Annotated in this window: 17 protein-coding genes; 16 read left to right on the top strand and 1 reads right to left on the bottom strand. The window is 59.9% G+C overall.

What is annotated here, in order from left to right:
* The first annotated feature begins 198 nt into the window (after window positions 1-198).
* The 3 genes from cysJ to AC6I8F_RS04580 are packed head-to-tail and all read left to right on the top strand — an operon-like array spanning window position 199 to window position 4,456.
* Window positions 199-2,001, top strand: coding sequence for an NADPH-dependent assimilatory sulfite reductase flavoprotein subunit (gene cysJ / locus AC6I8F_RS04570; protein ID WP_059010908.1), 1,803 nt, complete (start codon window positions 199-201; stop codon window positions 1,999-2,001).
* A complete protein-coding gene (gene cysI / locus AC6I8F_RS04575) occupies window positions 2,001-3,725 on the top strand; it encodes an assimilatory sulfite reductase (NADPH) hemoprotein subunit (RefSeq protein ID WP_021507358.1) in 1,725 nt (574 codons plus the stop codon). The genes cysJ and cysI overlap by 1 nt, the downstream gene beginning before the upstream one ends.
* Entirely contained in the window at window positions 3,722-4,456 is a 735-nt protein-coding gene (locus AC6I8F_RS04580) for a phosphoadenylyl-sulfate reductase (RefSeq protein WP_058759741.1), read from the top strand. The genes cysI and AC6I8F_RS04580 overlap by 4 nt, the downstream gene beginning before the upstream one ends.
* 67 nt (window positions 4,457-4,523) lie before the next feature.
* Here AC6I8F_RS04580 and AC6I8F_RS04585 read toward each other — a convergent pair whose 3' ends face one another.
* Window positions 4,524-5,543 carry an aminopeptidase gene (locus tag AC6I8F_RS04585; RefSeq protein WP_058780265.1) on the bottom strand — a complete coding sequence of 340 codons (1,020 nt, stop codon included), beginning with the start codon at window positions 5,541-5,543 and terminating at the stop codon, window positions 4,524-4,526.
* 248 nt (window positions 5,544-5,791) lie between these two features.
* On the opposite strand from AC6I8F_RS04585, the gene cysG reads away from it, so the two are divergent.
* The 13 genes from cysG (at window position 5,792) to AC6I8F_RS04650 (ending at window position 18,430) form a co-directional block, all read left to right on the top strand.
* Window positions 5,792-7,207 (top strand): siroheme synthase CysG, encoded by a 1,416-nt coding sequence (gene cysG, locus AC6I8F_RS04590; protein ID WP_498028575.1) that lies wholly within the window; start codon window positions 5,792-5,794, stop codon window positions 7,205-7,207.
* Window positions 7,208-7,216: 9 nt separating this feature from the next.
* The gene (gene cysD, locus AC6I8F_RS04595; RefSeq protein WP_498028576.1) at window positions 7,217-8,125 is read left to right on the top strand and encodes a sulfate adenylyltransferase subunit CysD; all 909 of its coding nucleotides are present in this window, start codon (window positions 7,217-7,219) and stop codon (window positions 8,123-8,125) included.
* 10 nt (window positions 8,126-8,135) lie between these two features.
* Window positions 8,136-9,563 (top strand): sulfate adenylyltransferase subunit CysN, encoded by a 1,428-nt coding sequence (gene cysN / locus AC6I8F_RS04600; protein WP_058775992.1) that lies wholly within the window; start codon window positions 8,136-8,138, stop codon window positions 9,561-9,563.
* Window positions 9,563-10,168, top strand: a complete 606-nt coding sequence (gene cysC, locus AC6I8F_RS04605; RefSeq protein ID WP_104189662.1) for an adenylyl-sulfate kinase — start codon at window positions 9,563-9,565, stop codon at window positions 10,166-10,168. Before cysN ends, cysC begins: the two co-directional genes overlap by 1 nt.
* Window positions 10,169-10,222: 54 nt before the next feature.
* A complete protein-coding gene (locus AC6I8F_RS04610; protein ID WP_021507351.1) occupies window positions 10,223-10,543 on the top strand; it encodes a DUF3561 family protein in 321 nt (106 codons plus the stop codon).
* A 170-nt stretch (window positions 10,544-10,713) separates the two neighbouring features.
* A complete protein-coding gene (gene ftsB, locus AC6I8F_RS04615) occupies window positions 10,714-11,031 on the top strand; it encodes a cell division protein FtsB (RefSeq protein ID WP_021507350.1) in 318 nt (105 codons plus the stop codon).
* Window positions 11,032-11,034: 3 nt separating this feature from the next.
* Window positions 11,035-11,751 carry a 2-C-methyl-D-erythritol 4-phosphate cytidylyltransferase gene (gene ispD, locus AC6I8F_RS04620; protein ID WP_021507349.1) on the top strand — a complete coding sequence of 239 codons (717 nt, stop codon included), beginning with the start codon at window positions 11,035-11,037 and terminating at the stop codon, window positions 11,749-11,751.
* A complete protein-coding gene (gene ispF, locus AC6I8F_RS04625) occupies window positions 11,751-12,233 on the top strand; it encodes a 2-C-methyl-D-erythritol 2,4-cyclodiphosphate synthase (RefSeq protein ID WP_031279680.1) in 483 nt (160 codons plus the stop codon). Before ispD ends, ispF begins: the two co-directional genes overlap by 1 nt.
* Window positions 12,230-13,273 (top strand): tRNA pseudouridine(13) synthase TruD, encoded by a 1,044-nt coding sequence (gene truD / locus AC6I8F_RS04630; protein WP_166710915.1) that lies wholly within the window; start codon window positions 12,230-12,232, stop codon window positions 13,271-13,273. The genes ispF and truD overlap by 4 nt, the downstream gene beginning before the upstream one ends.
* A 15-nt stretch (window positions 13,274-13,288) precedes the next feature.
* Window positions 13,289-14,332 (top strand): LacI family DNA-binding transcriptional regulator, encoded by a 1,044-nt coding sequence (locus AC6I8F_RS04635; protein ID WP_166710913.1) that lies wholly within the window; start codon window positions 13,289-13,291, stop codon window positions 14,330-14,332.
* Between the two features lie 158 nt (window positions 14,333-14,490).
* Window positions 14,491-15,561 (top strand): SIS domain-containing protein, encoded by a 1,071-nt coding sequence (locus tag AC6I8F_RS04640; RefSeq protein WP_058771484.1) that lies wholly within the window; start codon window positions 14,491-14,493, stop codon window positions 15,559-15,561.
* Between the two features lie 30 nt (window positions 15,562-15,591).
* The gene (locus AC6I8F_RS04645) at window positions 15,592-16,959 is read left to right on the top strand and encodes a PTS transporter subunit EIIC (RefSeq protein WP_125310172.1); all 1,368 of its coding nucleotides are present in this window, start codon (window positions 15,592-15,594) and stop codon (window positions 16,957-16,959) included.
* Window positions 16,960-17,038: 79 nt separating this feature from the next.
* Window positions 17,039-18,430: an OprD family outer membrane porin gene (locus AC6I8F_RS04650; protein ID WP_498028577.1), complete on the top strand. Its 1,392-nt coding sequence runs from the start codon at window positions 17,039-17,041 to the stop codon at window positions 18,428-18,430.
* The last annotated feature ends 5 nt before the right edge of the window (window positions 18,431-18,435 follow it).

An 18,435-nucleotide genomic window follows, 5' to 3' on the forward strand; every position in this document is an offset into this window, starting at 1 on the left:
ATGCCATAAATTAACTGATTGAATTAGTAAGACTTTATTTACCACTTTTACTGGTTAGCCTGACCCAAAAAACCACTTAGTCATTTTGGTTATTTATTATGTCGAAGCCTTATTTAATCGTTAATATACAGGCCGGTAACCTACCCACTCTTCCGCCGCTTCCCGGTACGGATTTCTGACACTGGAATTTTTAACGCGATGACGACTCAGGCACCCCCAGCGATGCTTCCGCTATCCCCGGAGCAAATTGCGCGCTTACAGGCCGCGACCACCGATTTCAATCCAACGCAGCTGGCATGGCTCTCTGGCTACTTCTGGGGCATGGTTAATCAGGCACCGGGCACCGTTGCCGCGCCTGCGCCAGTCGCCGCTGAGGTGCCGGGCATTACGCTGATCTCCGCCTCCCAAACCGGCAATGCGCGCCGGCTGGCCGAGCAGCTGCGTGACGATTTGCTGGCGGCGAAACTGAGCGTCAACCTGGTGAATGCCGGCGACTATAAATTCAAACAGATCGGTCAGGAAAAACTGCTGGTCATCGTGACCTCAACGCAGGGCGAGGGCGAACCGCCGGAAGAGGCGGTAGCGCTGCATAAATTCCTGCTGTCGAAGAAAGCGCCGAAGCTGAGCGATACCGCCTTTGCCGTGTTTGGTCTTGGCGATACCTCCTATGAATTTTTCAGTCAGGCCGGTAAAGACTTCGACCAGCGTCTGGCCGAACTGGGCGGCGAACGCCTGCTGGATCGCGTGGATGCCGATGTTGAATACAGCGAGCTGGCCAGCGCCTGGCGGCTGCAGCTCACCGATATTCTCAAAGCGCGCGTGCCGGCGGAACCGGCAGCGCAGCTGGCAGCCAGCGCGGCTGGCAGCGTCAACCAGGTGGACAGCAGTCCTTACACCAAAGAAGCGCCGCTCACCGCCAGCTTTGCGCTGAACCAGAAAATTACCGGTCGCAACTCAGATAAAGACGTGCGCCATATCGAAATCGATCTGGGTGATTCCGGTCTGCGTTACCAGCCAGGCGATGCGCTCGGCGTATGGTATGAAAACGATGCGGAACTGGTGCAGGAGCTGCTGCAGCTGGTATGGCTGAAAGGCGATGAGCAGGTCGAGGTGCGCGGAGAAACCCTGCCGCTGGCCGAGGCGCTGCAGAAACATTTTGAGCTGACGGTCAACACGCCGCAGATCGTCGAGCAGTATGCAGCCCTGTCGCGCAATGAGGCGCTGCTGGCGCTGGCGGGCGACAAGCCGAAGCTGCAAAGCTTCGCGCAGAGTTTCCCGATTGTCGACATGGTGCGCCAGGCGCCCACCGAACTGAACGCTGGCCAGCTGACTGGCCTGCTGCGTCCGCTGACGCCGCGGCTTTACTCCATCGCCTCGTCGCAGGCGGAGAGCGAAACCGAAGTGCATATTACCGTCGGCGCGGTGCGTTATGAAATTGACGGCCGTCAGCGCGGCGGCGGCGCGTCCACCTGGCTAGCCGATCGGCTGGAAGAAGATGGCGAAATCCGCGTGTTCATCGAGCATAACGATAATTTCCGCCTGCCGGCCAATCCGGATGCGCCGGTGATCATGATCGGCCCGGGCACCGGTATTGCTCCGTTCCGCGCCTTCATGCAGCAGCGTGAAAACGACGGTGCCAGCGGTAAAAACTGGCTGTTCTTTGGTAATCCGCACTTCACCGAAGATTTCCTCTATCAGGTAGAGTGGCAGAAATACGTTAAAGACGGTCTGCTGACCCATATCGATCTGGCGTGGTCACGCGATCAGGCCGAAAAGATTTACGTACAGGATAAAATCCGCGCCAGAGGAGCGGAAGTGTGGCGCTGGATTGAAGAGGGCGCGCACCTGTACGTCTGCGGCGACGCCAATCGCATGGCGAAAGACGTTGAACAGGCATTACTGGATGTGGTGGTCGAACACGGCGGCATGGATCGTGAAACCGCTGACGAATTTTTAAGTGAGCTGCGCATTGAGCGCCGTTATCAGCGAGACGTTTACTAATGAGCGAAAAACATCCTGGACCGCTGGTGGTTGAAGGCAAACTTTCCGACGCCGAGCGTCTGAAAAAGCAGAGCAACTACCTGCGCGGCACCATTTTAGAAGATCTCGACAATGGCCTGACCGGCGGCTTTACCGGCGATAACTTCCTGCTGATCCGTTTTCACGGCATGTACCAGCAGGATGACCGCGACATCCGCGCCGAGCGCGCTGCGCAGAAGCTGGAACCGCGTCATGCCATGATGCTGCGCTGCCGTCTGCCGGGCGGCATCATCACGCCAACGCAGTGGCTGGCGATTGATAAATTTGCCACCGACAAAACGCTGTACGGCAGCATTCGCCTGACTAACCGTCAGACGTTCCAGTTTCACGGCATTCTTAAGAAGAACGTCAAGCCAACTCACCAGATGCTGCATGAAGTCGGACTGGACGCGCTGGCCACCGCTAACGACGTCAACCGTAACGTGCTGTGTACCTCGAACCCGGTGGAGTCAGAGCTGCATCAGGAAGCGTATGAGTGGGCGAAAAAGCTTTCCGAGCACCTGCTGCCGCAGACGCGCGCCTACGCCGAGATCTGGTGGGATCAGGAGAAGGTCGCCACCACCGATCAGGAGCCGATCCTCGGTGAGACCTATTTGCCACGTAAGTTTAAAACCACCGTGGTGGTGCCGCCGCACAATGATGTCGATCTGCACGCGAACGATCTGAACTTCATCGCCATTGCGGAGAACGGCAAGCTGATTGGCTTTAACCTGCTGGTCGGCGGCGGCTTGTCGATTGAGCACGGCAACAAAGCCACTTACGCGCGCACCGCCAGCGAGTTTGGCTATCTGCCGGTGGAGAAGATCCTTGATGTGGCTGCAGCGGTGGTCACCACGCAGCGCGACTGGGGTAACCGTACCGATCGTAAAAATGCCAAAACCAAATACACGCTGGAGCGCGTCGGCGTCGAGACCTTTAAAGCCGAAGTCGAGAAGCGTGCCGGCCTGACCTTCGAGCCGATTCGCCCATACGAATTTACCACCCGTGGCGATCGCATCGGCTGGGTGAAGGGCATCGACAAGAAATGGCACCTGACGCTGTTTATCGAAAACGGTCGCCTGCTGGATTATCCGGGCCGTCCGCTGAAGCGCGGTATCGCGGAGATTGCCAAAGTGCATCAGGGCGATTTCCGCCTGACCGCCAATCAGAACCTGATTGTGGCCGGCGTACCGGAGGCGCAGAAAGCGCAGATCGAAGCCATTGCGCGTGAGCACGGCCTGATGGAAGCGGTCACGCCGCAGCGTGAAAACTCCATGGCCTGCGTGGCCTTCCCGACCTGTCCGCTGGCGATGGCTGAAGCAGAACGCTTCCTGCCGTCTTTCGTCAGCAAAGTGGAGGAGATCATGCACCGCCACGGCGTCGGCGAAGAGCACATAGTGTTACGCGTTACCGGTTGTCCGAACGGTTGCGGGCGTGCCATGCTGGCCGAACTGGGCCTGGTGGGCAAAGCACCGGGCCGTTACAACCTGCATATTGGTGGTAATCGCATCGGCACGCGCATCCCGCGCATGTACCGCGAAAACATCACGGAAAACGAAATCCTCGCCAGCATCGATGAGCTGGTGGCGCGCTGGGCCAGCGAGCGCACGGCGGATGAAGGGTTTGGTGACTTCGTGATTCGCGCGGGCATTGTGCAGCCGGTGGTCGATCCCGCCCGTGATTTCTGGGACCCGGAGGCAGTATGACACTACCCGATCTCGCCAGCCTGAACAGCGGCAGCAAAGTTGATCGCATCATGGCGCTGGCGGAAAGCAACGTCCAGCTGGAAAAACTCTCTGCCGAACAGCGCGTCAGCTGGGCGCTGGAGCAGCTGCCGGGCGCCTTTGTGCTGTCGTCGAGTTTTGGTATTCAGGCGGCGGTGCTGTTGCACATGGTCACGCAGCAGCGCCCGGATATTCCGGTGATCCTCACCGATACCGGTTATCTGTTCCCTGAGACCTACCGCTTCATTGATGAACTGACGCAGCAGCTGAACCTGAATCTGCAGATCTTCCGCGCTGAAACCTCACCGGCGTGGCAGGAAGCGCGCTACGGCAAGCTGTGGGAGCAGGGCGTTGAAGGGATCGAGCAGTACAACCAGCTTAACAAAGTCGAGCCGATGAACCGCGCGCTGCAAACGCTGGGTGCGCAGACCTGGTTTGCCGGCCTGCGCCGCGATCAGTCTGGCAGCCGTGCCAGCCTGCCGGTACTGGCCGTGCAGCGTGGCGTGTTCAAAATCCTGCCGATCATCGACTGGGATAACCGTCAGGTGCACCAGTATCTGAAGCAGCATGGGCTGAAGTACCATCCGCTGTGGGACGAAGGTTATCTGTCCGTGGGCGACACGCACACCACGCGCAAGTGGGAGCCGGGGATGGCTGAGGAAGAGACGCGCTTTTTCGGCCTCAAACGCGAGTGCGGGTTACACGAAGGCTGACGGGCGCAATTGCTGCGGGTGTGCTGCGGGTGTGCAGCAGTGCGCACCCGCAAAAATCGGCAGGATCTTACAACGTCGGATTAGCCAGCTCCGTCAGCAGCGGCTGCAAAATACGTACGCTGTCGCGCGTGCGCTGATGGATGCGCCCCGGCAGCCAGTGGTCGATGTAATTCAGATTATCGCGCCCGGTCTGGTGGCGCACCGTACCCTCCGGAAAATGCGGTGAACGGGCGCGCTGCTGCTCACCGGCTTTATTGCCCAGCGCCCAGTTGGCTGCGGTAACGTCCAGCAGCGGAATCCCGGCTTTATCAAACGGATTAACGCCTGGGTAGTCGCGTGCGGTCAGCACGTGGCTGGCAGCCGTGATGCCGTAACGGTGCGCAATCTGCAGGGCGCGCGCGCTGGTCTGCTTGCGTACCGCCGCTGGCGTATTCATGCCGTTATTAAAGTAGAGGCGATCGCCAACGATCAGGCTATTCAGATCGATCACCAGCAGCGTATCTTTCTTCTCCTGCACGCTCATGCGCGCCAGATAATCATCCATACCGTGTAAACCGGCTTCGCCTGCGCTCAGTGCCACAAAGCGCACGCCATAGTGCAGCGGCGTTTGACTCAGCGCCTGCGCCAGCTCCAGCATCACGCCCAGCCCGGAAGCGTTATCGTCCACGCCCTGCAATCGCAGGCCGCCGAGATTATTGTCTGCCTCGTGCTGGCTGAGCGGTGTCCAGGTATCCAGATGGGTGACGATCAGAATCTCCTGCGGCACGCTGCCGGCGCGTGCGGCGATCACCGAGGTCGCCGTCACTTTATGGCGGCGCGTGATGCCCTGTTTCTCCAGCCAGTTATAACTGGTATTAAACTGCCGGGTATTGCTCTGATAACCAAGCTGGGTGAACTGCTGCTGCAGATAATCTGCCGTCATCAGCTCGGCGGGGCTGCCGCTCATGCGACCCGGGAAATAGGTGGCAATGTGGCGCAGCTGCTGTTCGGCAAAGTGGCCAGGTGCGCTCGCTGCAGCCTGCGCCAAAAGAGGCAAACCGCCGGCAATCAGTGCTGCCAGCACGCTGCGGCGGAGAGTGGCAAACATAGTGGTTGTCCTTTTCTGACATCCCGTCAGGGTAAAAAAATTCTGAGTTAGTATGAAACTGTGACGCCGCCTGCACAATTTGTATCGCTCCGAAACACCAGCAATATCATTTGTTAAGCACAAATTGTTATCAGCAATCCCGGTGCGTTATTCCATTTGGTAACTACTCATGCTAATTCGTAATTTCATCTGCCAGAAGGCGGGGACGTATAGTCGCGTTAACTTATTGTAAAACTAACAAGGTTAACGTGGATTACTTGCCTCTCTTTGCCGATCTCAAAAACCGTCCGGTGCTGGTGGTCGGCGGTGGCGAAATCGCTGCGCGTAAAATTGAGCTGCTGCGGCGTGCCGGTGCGCACGTGCGGGTGGCCGCGCGCGAGCTCGGCCATGAACTGCAGGCGCTGCGCGACATTAACGCCATCGAGTGGATTGCTCAGCACTTCGACGCGGCGCAGCTGGACGATGTTTTCCTCGTGATTACCGCCACCGACGATAACGCCCTCAACGCGCAGGTGTTTGATGCCGCCAATGCGCGCCACAAGCTGGTGAATGTGGTCGACGACCAGCCGAAATGCAGCTTTATCTTCCCGTCGATTGTTGACCGCTCACCGCTGGTGGTGGCGATCTCCTCCAGCGGCACCGCGCCGGTGCTGGCGCGTCTGCTGCGTGAAAAAATCGAAGCGCTGCTGCCCGCCAATCTCGGGCAGATGGCCGAAGTGGCCGGTCAGTGGCGCGACAAAGTCAAACAGCGCTACCACAAAATGTCTGACCGTCGTCGCTTCTGGGAGCGGGCTTTTAATGGCCTGTTTGCCAGCCAGATGGCGGCGGGTAACGTCAACGAGGCGCGCCGCACGCTCGATCGCGAACTGGAAAACACCTCCGATAATCAGGGTGAAATCACGCTGGTCGGTGCCGGCCCGGGCGACAGTGGTCTGCTGACGCTGCGCGGGCTGCAGGTGATGCAGCTGGCCGATGTGGTGCTGTATGACCATCTGGTCAGCGACGAGGTGCTGGAGCTGGTAAGACGCGATGCCGATCGTATCTGCGTCGGCAAACGCGCCGGCGCCCATTCGGTGCCGCAGGAAGAGACCAATCAGCTGCTGGTGACGCTGGCGCAGCAGGGCAAGCGCGTGGTGCGCCTGAAAGGCGGCGATCCGTTTATTTTTGGCCGCGGCGGCGAAGAGCTGCAGGCGGCGCAGGCGGCGGGCATTCCGTTCCAGGTGGTGCCGGGCATCACCGCGGCCGCGGGTGCTACCGCGTATGCCGGTATTCCGTTAACCCACCGCGATTATGCCCAGAGCGTGCTGTTTATTACCGGTCACTGCCGCGCCGACGGCGACGGTATCGACTGGCCGTCGCTGGCGCGCGCGCGTCAGACGCTGGCAATTTACATGGGCACGGTGAAAGCGGCGGAAATTGCCGCCGGGCTGATCGAACACGGCCGCGCGCCGTCAACGCCAGTGGCGGTGATTGGTCGCGGCACGCGCCAGGATCAACAGGTGCTGACCGGCACCTTAGCACAACTCGAGGCGCTGGCAGCTGCCGCGCCGACGCCAGCGCTATTAGTGATTGGCGAAGTGGTGAATCTGCACGGGCAACTTGCCTGGTTCCAACATTCGGCACAGCAGGGGGCTCGCGAGTCCGCCGTTGTCAATTTGGCTTGAGGAAAAATTATGGACCAAAATCGTCTCACTCATCTGCGCCAGCTGGAGGCAGAGAGTATCCATATCATCCGCGAGGTGGCGGCCGAGTTCAGCAATCCGGTGATGATGTACTCCATCGGTAAAGACTCCTCGGTGATGCTGCATCTGGCGCGCAAAGCCTTCTATCCGGGCACGCTGCCGTTTCCGCTGCTGCACGTTGATACCGGCTGGAAATTCCGTGAAATGTACGAGTTCCGCGATCGCACCGTAAAAGCGATGGGCGCAGAGCTGCTGGTGCACCGTAACCCGGAAGGCGTGGCGATGGGTATTAACCCGTTCGTGCACGGCAGCGCCAAACATACCGACATCATGAAAACCGAGGGCCTGAAGCAGGCGCTGAACAAATACGGTTTTGATGCGGCGTTCGGTGGTGCACGTCGTGACGAAGAGAAGTCGCGCGCCAAAGAGCGTATCTATTCGTTCCGCGATCGTTTCCACCGCTGGGATCCGAAGAACCAGCGTCCGGAGCTGTGGCACAACTACAATGGCCAGATCAACAAAGGCGAAAGCATTCGCGTGTTCCCGCTCTCCAACTGGACCGAGCTGGATATCTGGCAGTACATCTTCCTGGAAAACATCGAAATCGTGCCGCTGTACATGGCTGCACCGCGCCCGGTACTGGAGCGCGACGGCATGCTGATGATGATTGATGACGATCGTATCAACCTGCAGCCGGGAGAAGTGATTAAGCAGCGTATGGTGCGCTTCCGTACCCTCGGCTGCTGGCCGCTGACCGGCGCGGTGGAATCCGAGGCGCAGACGCTGCCGGAAATCATTGAAGAGATGCTGGTCTCCACCACCAGTGAACGTCAGGGGCGCGTGATTGACCGCGACCAGGCCGGTTCGATGGAACTGAAAAAACGTCAGGGTTATTTCTAAGGAGACGCCGATGAATACCGTTATTGCCCAACAGATTGCCGAGCAGGGCGGCGTTGAAGCCTGGCTGACCGCGCAACAACACAAAAGCCTGCTGCGTTTCCTCACCTGCGGCAGCGTCGACGACGGCAAAAGTACGCTGATTGGCCGTCTGCTGCACGATACGCGCCAGATTTATGAAGATCAGCTGTCGTCGCTGCACAATGACAGCAAACGCCACGGCACCCAGGGCGAGAAACTCGATCTGGCGCTGCTGGTTGATGGCCTGCAGGCCGAGCGCGAGCAGGGCATCACTATCGATGTGGCCTATCGCTATTTCTCCACCGAGAAGCGCAAATTCATCATCGCCGACACGCCGGGGCACGAGCAGTACACCCGCAACATGGCGACCGGTGCCTCAACCTGCGATCTGGCGATCCTGCTGATCGATGCGCGCAAAGGCGTGCTGGATCAGACCCGTCGCCACAGCTTTATCGCCACGCTGCTGGGCATCAAACATCTGGTGGTGGCGATCAACAAGATGGATCTGGTGGCATACAGCCAGGAGACCTTCGAGCAGATCAAACAGGATTACCTCGATTTTGCCGCGCAGCTGCCGGACGATCTTGATATCCGCTTTGTGCCGATGTCGGCGCTGGAAGGCGATAACGTCGCCACCCCGAGCGTAACCATGCCATGGTACAGCGGCCCGACGCTGCTCGACGTGCTGGAGACGGTAGAGCTGAAGCGCGTGGTCGACACGCAGCCGATGCGCTTCCCGGTGCAGTATGTTAACCGGCCGAACCTCGACTTCCGTGGCTATGCCGGTACGCTGGCGTCAGGTACGGTCAGCGTCGGCCAGCGGGTGAAAGTGCTGCCGTCCGGCGTGGAATCCAGCGTTGCGCGTATCGTCACCTTTGACGGCGACCTGCAGCAGGCGGCCGCCGGTGAGGCGATTACCCTGGTGCTGAACGATGAGATCGACATCAGCCGTGGCGATCTGCTGGTGGATGCCGCAGCCGATTTGCAGGCGGTGCAGTCTGCGACCGTCGACGTGGTGTGGATGGCGGAACAGCCGCTGCAGCCGGGGCAAAGCTATGAAGTGAAAATTGCCGGTAAGAAAGCGCGTGGCCGCGTCGAAAAGATTCTCCATCAGGTGGAGATCAATACGCTGGAAAAACGCGCGGTCGACAGCCTGCCGCTCAACGGCATCGGTCTGGTAGAAGTGACGTTTGATGAACCGATGGTGCTGGATGCTTACCAGCAGAACCCGGTGACCGGCGGCATGATCTTTATCGATCGCCTGAGCAACGTGACCGTCGGTGCCGGCATGATCCATCAGCCGCTGAGCGCCGCGCGCAGTCAGGCTGGCCAGTACAGTGATTTCGAGCTGGAGCTGAACGCGCTGGTGCGCCGTCACTTCCCGCACTGGAACGCACGCGACCTGCTGGGCGGTCAGTAATGGCGCAGCATGACGAAAACGTGGTGTGGCATGACCATCCGGTCACGCGCGCTGAACGCGAACAGCAGCACGGCCATCGTGGCGTGGTGCTGTGGTTTACCGGGCTCTCTGGCTCGGGTAAATCTACCGTGGCCGGTGTACTGGAGCAGTCACTGCACCGGCTGGGCGTCAGCACCTATCTGCTGGACGGCGACAATGTGCGTCACGGCCTGTGCCGCGATCTCGGTTTCAGCGATGAAGACCGCAAAGAGAATATCCGGCGCGTGGGTGAAGTGGCGAAACTGATGGTGGATGCCGGACTGGTGGTGCTGACGGCGTTCATCTCGCCGCACCGTGCCGAGCGCCAGATGGTGCGCGATCTGCTCGGTGACGGACAGTTTATCGAGGTGTTCGTCGATACGCCGCTGGCGGTGTGCGAAGCGCGCGATCCGAAAGGCTTGTATAAAAAAGCCCGTGCCGGCGAGCTGCGTAACTTCACCGGTATCGACAGCGTTTACGAGGCGCCAGACGCGCCGGAAATCCAGCTGGATGGTGAACAATTGGTTACAAAACTGACCGGCCAATTGTTAGACCTGCTGCGCCACCACGATATCATCAGATCCTGAACCGACAGCGGCAAATCTCACGGTTTGCCGCGCTTTAGCGTCAACAGGATCTCTATGCAGAACGTTACCCCCATGCTGGCACGCAAAGATGAACGCACCCCGGATGAGCCACGCTCATCGTTGCCGGGCGGCGTGATCGGCTTTCTCTCGTACTGGTGTGCGCTGGGCATCCCGTTTCTGCTGTACGGCTCTAACACGCTGTTTTTCTTTCTCTACACCTGGCCTTTTTTCCTTGCGCTGCTGCCGGTTTCGGTGCTGATTGGCATCGTGCTCAGCCTGATGCTGCGTGGCCGGCTGTGGTGGAGCGGCCTGATCACCGCCCTGGTGGTGGTGTGCCTGTTCTGGCTGCTGTTCTCCTTTCTCTCCGGCTGGTAATCCGGCGCTGATGTGCAAACGCATCGGCAGGTTACAAAACTTTACCTGCCGTCCGGCGCTTTCCCCGTCATTATTTGTCCAGACAAATCTGCTTGCGCGCCATTTTCGCTGCCGCAGTGGAGTCCGGCGTCAAGTTATGGGATGATTGAGCCGTTTTTCAGGGGGCGGGGATGGGAAAACTGACGTTACTGCTGCTCGTGCTGCTGGGATGGTTGCAATACTCCCTGTGGCTGGGCAAGAACGGTATCCATGATTACACGCGCGTCAGCGAAGACGTGGCGTCACAACAGGCGAATAACGCCAAACTCAAAGCGCGTAACGATCAGCTGTTTGCCGAAATTGACGATCTCAATGGCGGTTCAGAGGCGATTGAGGAACGCGCACGCAGCGAGCTGGGCATGATCAGGCCTGGCGAGACTTTCTATCGTCTGGTGCCAGACCAAAACAAACGTAATGCGCAACAAGCGGCGCAGAACCAACAACGATAAACCATGAATCAGCTCTCTTCCTCTGCGGATGTGATTGCCGTGGTGCCGGCTGCCGGTATCGGCAGCCGCATGCAGGCCGCCTGTCCGAAGCAGTATCTCACTATCGGTCCATTAACCCTGCTCGAACACAGCGTGGCGCGCCTGCTGGCGCATCCGGCGGTAAAGCAGGTGGTGGTGCCAGTCAGCCCGGATGACGGCTGGTTCGATAGCCTGCCGCTGGCGCAGGATGCCCGCGTGCTGCGCGTCACCGGCGGCGAAACCCGCGCCGAGTCGGTGCTGGCCGGATTACAGACCATCCGCCACAGCGCCTGGGTGCTGGTGCACGACGCGGCGCGGCCGTGTCTGCATCCTGATGATTTAGCGCGTCTGCTGGCGGTGCGTGAGCACAGCAAAGTCGGCGCGATTCTGGCGGCACCGGTGCGCGACACCATGAAGCGCGCGGAGCCCGGCAAAGGTGCCATTGCGCATACCGTCGAACGCGATGACTTATGGCATGCGCTGACGCCGCAGTTTTTCCCGCATGCGCTGCTGACCGCCTGCCTGACGCGCGCGCTCAATGAAGGCGCGACCATCACTGATGAAGCCTCGGCGCTGGAGTATTGCGGCTATCATCCTGAGCTGGTCAGCGGACGCAGCGACAATATTAAGGTAACGCGGCCGGAAGATCTGGCGCTGGCGGCCTTCTATCTCACTCAGATTCAGTTAAAGGAGCACGCATGATGCGTATCGGTCACGGTTTTGACGTGCACGCGTTTGGCGGCGAAGGTCCGCTGGTGATTGGCGGGGTGCGTATTCCCTTCGAACAGGGCTTTATTGCGCATTCTGACGGCGATGTGGCGCTGCATGCGCTGACCGACGCGCTGCTGGGCGCGGTGGCGATGGGCGACATCGGCAAACTGTTCCCGGACACCGATCCGGCATTCAAAGGCGCCGACAGCCGCGGTTTGCTGCGCGAAGCCTGGCGTCGCATCCAGCAGAAGGGCTACCGCATCGGCAACGTCGATGTCACCATCATCGCTCAGGCACCGAAAATGCTGCCGCACGTGCCGCAGATGCGCGTCAACATCGCCGAAGATCTCGGTTGCCACATGGATGATGTCAACGTCAAAGCCACCACCACCGAGAAGCTGGGCTTCACCGGTCGCGGTGAAGGCATTGCCTGCGAAGCCGTGGCGCTGCTGGTGAAGGCCGATCGGGCATGAGTGAGCTGCTCTACCTGCACGGCGTGCCCGCTGCTACCGGGGTGATCAAAGCCAGTCCCGAAGATTTCGTGGTAATTGAAGATCTCGGCTATCCCTATGACGGCGAAGGCGAGCAGCTGCTGGTGCGCGTCCGTAAAATTGGCTGCAACACGCGTTTTGTCGCTGAGGCAATCGCCAAATTTCTCGGCGTGCATCAGCGCGATCTCAGCTATGCCGGCATGAAAGATCGCCATGCAGTCACCGAGCAGACGCTGTGCTTCCGCGTGCCGGGCACGGCGATGCCCAACCTTGCCGGCTTCCAGCTGGAAGGCGTGGAGATCCTGCAGGTGATTCGCCACAAGCGTAAACTGCGCACCGGCGCGCTGGCGGGCAATGCGTTTCGTCTGGTGGTACGTCAGGTGTCCGATCGCGCGCAGGTGGAATCGCGGCTGCAGCGAATTCAGCAGCAGGGTGTGCCCAACTACTTTGGCGAACAGCGCTTTGGCCGCGGCGGCAATAACCTGACGCAGGCGCGCCTGTGGGCAGAGGAGAAATTCCGTCCACGCGACCGCAGTATGAAAGGCATTCTGCTGTCGGCGGCGCGCAGCCAGCTGTTCAATCAGCTGACCAGCGCGCGCCTGCAGCGTGACGGTGCGCTGGATCGCGTGCAGCCCGGCGATGCGCTGCAGCTCAGCGGGCGCGGCAGCTGGTTTGTTGCCCAGACGGACGAGTTACCTGCGCTGCAGCAGCGTTTGGATAACCACGAGCTGCGCATCACCGCACCGCTGGCCGGACGCGGCGAGCTGGGCACTCAGGGCGAAACGCTGGCGTTTGAACAGCAGCAGCTGGCGGGCGTGGCCGATCTGCTGGGCCTGCTGGAGCGTGAACGCGTCGATGCGGCGCGGCGCGCCATGCTGGTGGTGCCGAAAGATCTGCAATGGAACTGGTGGGATGACGTCACGCTCGAGCTGCAGTTCTGGCTGCCGGCCGGCAGTTTTGCCACCAGCGTAGTGCGTGAGCTGCTGAGCAACGGCGCGGCGGCCCCGCTCGGCGACGAATAAGCGAACCCGGCGACGATGAGCAAAAATCTCACCATCAAGGATATTGCCGTACTCGCCGGTGTGTCGATCACTACCGTCTCGCGCGTGCTCAACAAGCATGCGTGGGTATCGGAAAAAACCCGCACGCGGGTGGAACAGGTGATCGCCGAGCATCAGTTCAGCCCCAACCTGATGGCGCGCGGCATGATATCGCGCCAGAGCTACACCCTCGCGGTGATTGTCTCTGACATCACTAACCCTTACTTCGTCACGCTGGTGGCGCAGATTCAGCAGGCCTGTCTGGCCATCGGTTACAAAATCACCCTGTACGATACCCAGTCGGCCAACCGCAGCCCTCAGCACGACGATGACGAAAGCGCGATTTTTCAGTCGATTATCGATAGCCAGATCGATGGGGTGATCGTGCTCGGCGGCCACAGCGACTATGCGCCGATTCCGGCCGGCTACCTGACGCTGCTGGAATCGCTGATGGACAAAATGGCGGTGGTGGTGGTGGGGCAGCCGCATCCTGCTGGCCGATGGCCGTGCGTGATGCGCGACCAGCAGCACTGCGTCGGGCTGGCGGTGAATCATTTGCTGGCGCGCGGCCTGCGTGATATCGCGTTTATTGGCGGTTCGCGCAAAGTGTGGGTGACGCGCGAGCGCGTCAGTCATTTCCACGCCACGCTGCAGCAGGCCGGCATTACGCCGCGCGACAGCTGGATCTGCCTGAATAACTTCTATCCTGAACACGGCTATCAGGCGATTGATACGCTGTGGCAGCAGGCAGAGCAACCGCAGGCGCTGGTGGCAATCAACGATCGCGTGGCGATGGGCGCGATCCGCGCGTTACGCGATCGCGGCATTGACGTGCCTGAGCAGGTAGCGGTCATCAGCTGCGAGCGCTTCCCCGGCAGCGAGTATTTTATCCCGCGCCTGACCAGTGTCGATCACCAGAATCCGCAGCTGGGGCAAAACATTATCACCATGATGATGGCGCAGCTGGACGGCAGCTTAAGCCCGCACGCGCGCTGCAGCACACCGCTAAAGCCGGTATTGATCCCCGGCGAATCCGCCTGATCTTCTCCCCTTAAACGTTCCGCCTGCTTTCGTTGCGCTTTGTTAGCGCGATCGCAATTTCACGATCCTCACGTTGACTTAATATGCGCCATTAAATAAGTTGGCTCACAACCTGAAAACGTTTTCAGGTTGGCGGGAAAACAGTTTAAGGAGCGGTAATGAAACCCACCATGATGACCTACATCCACCAGCAACCCGAGGTGCTGAGCCATCTGCTGGCGTGCTATCCGCAGGGATTACCGGTGCTGGGCAAGGCGAAAACAGTGCTGATTCTGGCCACCGGCTCCAGCATCAACGCCGCGCTCAGCGCCAAATATTACGTTGAGCAACTGACCGGCGTACGCATCAGCGTGCAGGAGCCGTTTCATTTTCAGCACTACGAGCAGTGGGATCCGGCGACCGATCTGGTGATCGCGATTTCACAGAGCGGCGAGAGCACTTCGACGCTGGCAGCGATCGACGCGCTGAAAAAACAGCACGGCGTGGCAACCTGGGGCATCACCAGCAAAATCACCAGTCCGCTGGCGCAGGCGGTGGATCACGCCGTAGACATCATGAACGGCGAGGAGCGTGTCGGTTATGTCACTAAAGGCTATGTCGCCACGATTCTGACGCTGATGCTGATTGGCGTGCACAGCGCGCGCCACAGCGGTCGCCTCAGCGCAGAACAGGAGCAGCAGGCGCTGGCGCAACTGCAGCGCGGCGTCGACGCGATTCCGGACATCATCGCCCGCACCGAGCGCTTCTGGCAGCGCTGGCAGGACGATCTCACTGCGGCGCCACGCTTTATCTCGATTGGCTTTGGTCCGGCGATTGGCGTGATCAAAGAGATGGAGACCAAATTCAGCGAAACGGTGCGCGTGCCGTCGCAGGGCATTGAACTGGAAGCGTTTATGCATGGCCCCTATTTCGAAATCAATCCGCAGCACCGGCTGTTCTTCATCGACGTCGAGGCGCCGGTGCGCGAACGCCTGCAGCTGCTGCGCCAGTATGAGCAGCGCGTGACACCGCACGTCTGGAGTCTGTGTCTCGGGGAGAGCGATGATGCGCGCACGCTGGCACTCGGCGTGGAGGTCAGCGAATGGATGGCGCCGCTGCTGATGGTGATTCCGTTCCAGATCCTCGCGCATCACATCGCTGAAGCCAAAGGCAATAATCTGCCGCAGCGCATATTCACTGATTTTGGCGTGGCGATGAAGAGCAAAACCAAACCGGGTGATTACGACTAACGCCGGGCGCGAGCCATAAGGATAACAACAATGAAACTCGATTACGTGAAGCTGGCGCAGGCCATCAGGGAACAGGTCGGCGGCGACGATAATATCAGCCATATTTCACACTGCGCCACGCGACTGCGGCTGACGATAAACGATCTGGCCAGTGTCGATATGCCGGCCATCAGTAACCTGCCGGGCGTCATCCGCGTGGTGAACGCGTCCGGACAGCTGCAGATTGTGGTCGGGCCGCAGGTCGAACAGCTGTATCAGGCGATGCAGCAGGGCGCAGCGCCGGTGGCCGAGCCGGTGAAGCCCGGCAAAGACGAGCGCGGCGTTGCGGGCAAAATGCTGGCCACGCTCGGCGCTATCTTTACGCCCTACATTGGCGTACTGGCCGGCATCGGGGTGATCAAAGGCATCATGGTGCTGCTGCAGACGCAGGGCTGGGTGGCGGACGATGACCTGCTGTTCGCCATGTTCAACGCGCTGGCCAGCGGCGTGTTTGTCTTCCTGCCGCTGTTTATTGCCGTTACCGCGGCAGACCGTTTCGGTGCCAGCCGTTTCACCGCGCTGGCGCTGACGGCGGCGATGGTGTTTCCGCTCACCCAGCCGGATCTGCCGGCGCACTTTACGCTGTTCGGCCTGAGCATCAGCCTGAAGATTTACGGCGGCGCGGTGATTCCGGCGATTCTGGCGGTGCTGCTGCTGAGCAAGGTTGAGCACCGACTGAAACAGTGGATCCCCGAGGTGGCAGCGCTGGTGTTTGTGCCGTGCCTGTCGCTGCTGATTTGCGGCTTTGTGGTGTTCACGGTGATTGGCCCGCTGGCAGATTACGTTGGCGTCGGCATCGCCAGCGGCTACAGCTGGCTCTATCAGCTCAGCCCGATGATCTCCGGCGCGCTGCTGGCGGGCATTGGTCAGCTGTTCGTGGTGTTTGGTGTCCACTGGGGCATCATCCCGCTGGCGCTGATCAATATTCAGGTGCAGGGCTACGACACCATCATGGCGATGTTTATGTCGGCGGTGATGGGGCAGTTTGGCGCGGTTACCGGCGCGATCTTCATCGCCCGCAGCCTGCGCGACCGGCAGATTGCAATCTCGGCGTCGCTGTCAGCGTTCTTTGGCATCACCGAACCGGCGCTGTACGGCGTCAATCTCAAGTACCGCATGCTGTTTATCTTCGGCTGCATCGGCGCGGCGCTCGGCGGTGGCATCACCGGGCTGTTGCAGGTAAAAACCTACAGTTTCCTGCCGGTGCTGAACGTGTTTGAACTCGGCCTGTTCGAAGGCCCCGAGTCGAAGATGATCTATGAAGTGGCGGCAATTGCCGTGGCTTTCCTCACCCCATTCATTCTGACGCTGATTTACGGCCGCTGGACGCTGCGCAGCGTGAATAAAACCGGCGCCTGATGCGCTGATTCGTTAACACCAAAACAGGGAAATCGCATGCGGCTGCTTCGCAGGGCCGCGTGCACCTTAAGGAAAGGTCATGAACACATTCACCAGGAGAAAAAAGGCAGCGCTGCTGCCGCTGGCCACCCTGATGCTGGGCGCGGCACCGCCGGCGCTGGCGGAAGGATTTGTTGAAGACAGCACGCTGGAGGGCACCGTCTATTACTGGCAGCGCCACCGTGAGCGTAAAGATCTCGATCCGCACAGCACGCACTATCAGCACTATCAGACCAACCTGCATCACAGCACGCTGACCGGCGCGCTCGATTATCAGTCCGGCTATCTGGCCGATACCGTGGGCATTGATGTGGCGGCCTTCGCCACCTGGGATCTGTTTGAAGGCAGCCCGGCGCATCCCAACGAGATCAGCTTCAGTCACGGGCCTTCGATGTGGGAAGACCGTGGCGTTGGCGAACGTAGCGGACTGGATCTCTACCGTGCCGCACTGAAACTCAAAGCCGGCGACTACTGGCTGCGGGCCGGTTATATCCAGCCGAGCGGTCAGACGCTGCTTGGCACCCAATGGGGATTTCTGCCCGGCACCTACCAGGGCGTGGAAGTCGGAGCGGTCTATGACTATGGCGCTGCCGGCGCGCTGTCGCTGTCGTGGATGGGCGCCAACAAGTACAAAGCACCGTGGTATCGCAAAATGTACGAGTTTCGCGAAATCGACCGGCAAACACGCATTCCTTATCTGCACTCGCTGGGCGCGAAGTATGACTTCAAAAACGGCAACACGCTGGAGCTGGCGTGGGGTGAATCTCCGCATTATCTCGACAAATATTTCGCCAAAGCGGCACGCCAGACCACGCTGTGGGATAACCCGCTAAGCGTCAGCTGGCAGTTTTACGGCTCGCAGGATCGTACCGGCCGCCATGATGTTTACGATGAGTTTGCCTGGCAGCAGGGCCTGACGCTGGCGTACCAGTGGGATCGCTACCAGTTCCGGCTCGAGGGCAGCGCAGTACACGCACCGGGGAAACAAGGTTACTACACCGTGGCGATGACGCCGATCTATCCCAACTCCGCAGGCCGCATCGATATGTGGTGGGATTCGCGCTCTGACTTCAACGCCGACGGCGAAAAAGCGCAGTTTGCAGGCCTGATGATCGATCTCAGCGACATCGTCTGGCCGGGCGTCAGCATCGGTGGCTCGTTTGCCTGGGGCTGCGACGGTAAACCGGCGCGCGGCGGCGACTGGTCGCAGCAGCAGCGCCTGACGGAAACCGCCATCAATGGCGATCTGGTGTGGCAGGTGCAGTCCGGCTGGGCCAAAGACACGGTATTCAAGCTGCATCTCACCGCCTACAACAATCATAGCGATAACCCCAGCTGGGGCGGCGGCTATGGCAACGTTTTCCAGGATGAAAAGGACGTCAAATTCATGATGATTGCCCCTTTTAGCCTGTTCAATCACTCACGACACTAAGGATG

Source organism: gamma proteobacterium symbiont of Axiagastus rosmarus (assembly GCF_059730925.1).

Bases quoted from the DNA above. Each gene is read 5' to 3' on its own strand.
- cysJ (WP_059010908.1), top strand. From the start codon at position 199: ATGACGACTCAGGCACCCCCAGCGATGCTTCCGCTATCCCCGGAGCAA.
- cysI (WP_021507358.1), top strand. From the start codon at position 2,001: ATGAGCGAAAAACATCCTGGACCGCTGGTGGTTGAAGGCAAACTTTCC.
- AC6I8F_RS04580 (WP_058759741.1), top strand. From the start codon at position 3,722: ATGACACTACCCGATCTCGCCAGCCTGAACAGCGGCAGCAAAGTTGAT.
- AC6I8F_RS04585 (WP_058780265.1), bottom strand. From the start codon at position 5,543: ATGTTTGCCACTCTCCGCCGCAGCGTGCTGGCAGCACTGATTGCCGGC.
- cysD (WP_498028576.1), top strand. From the start codon at position 7,217: ATGGACCAAAATCGTCTCACTCATCTGCGCCAGCTGGAGGCAGAGAGT.
- cysN (WP_058775992.1), top strand. From the start codon at position 8,136: ATGAATACCGTTATTGCCCAACAGATTGCCGAGCAGGGCGGCGTTGAA.
- cysC (WP_104189662.1), top strand. From the start codon at position 9,563: ATGGCGCAGCATGACGAAAACGTGGTGTGGCATGACCATCCGGTCACG.
- AC6I8F_RS04610 (WP_021507351.1), top strand. From the start codon at position 10,223: ATGCAGAACGTTACCCCCATGCTGGCACGCAAAGATGAACGCACCCCG.
- ftsB (WP_021507350.1), top strand. From the start codon at position 10,714: ATGGGAAAACTGACGTTACTGCTGCTCGTGCTGCTGGGATGGTTGCAA.
- ispD (WP_021507349.1), top strand. From the start codon at position 11,035: ATGAATCAGCTCTCTTCCTCTGCGGATGTGATTGCCGTGGTGCCGGCT.
- ispF (WP_031279680.1), top strand. From the start codon at position 11,751: ATGCGTATCGGTCACGGTTTTGACGTGCACGCGTTTGGCGGCGAAGGT.
- truD (WP_166710915.1), top strand. From the start codon at position 12,230: ATGAGTGAGCTGCTCTACCTGCACGGCGTGCCCGCTGCTACCGGGGTG.
- AC6I8F_RS04635 (WP_166710913.1), top strand. From the start codon at position 13,289: ATGAGCAAAAATCTCACCATCAAGGATATTGCCGTACTCGCCGGTGTG.
- AC6I8F_RS04640 (WP_058771484.1), top strand. From the start codon at position 14,491: ATGAAACCCACCATGATGACCTACATCCACCAGCAACCCGAGGTGCTG.
- AC6I8F_RS04645 (WP_125310172.1), top strand. From the start codon at position 15,592: ATGAAACTCGATTACGTGAAGCTGGCGCAGGCCATCAGGGAACAGGTC.
- AC6I8F_RS04650 (WP_498028577.1), top strand. From the start codon at position 17,039: ATGAACACATTCACCAGGAGAAAAAAGGCAGCGCTGCTGCCGCTGGCC.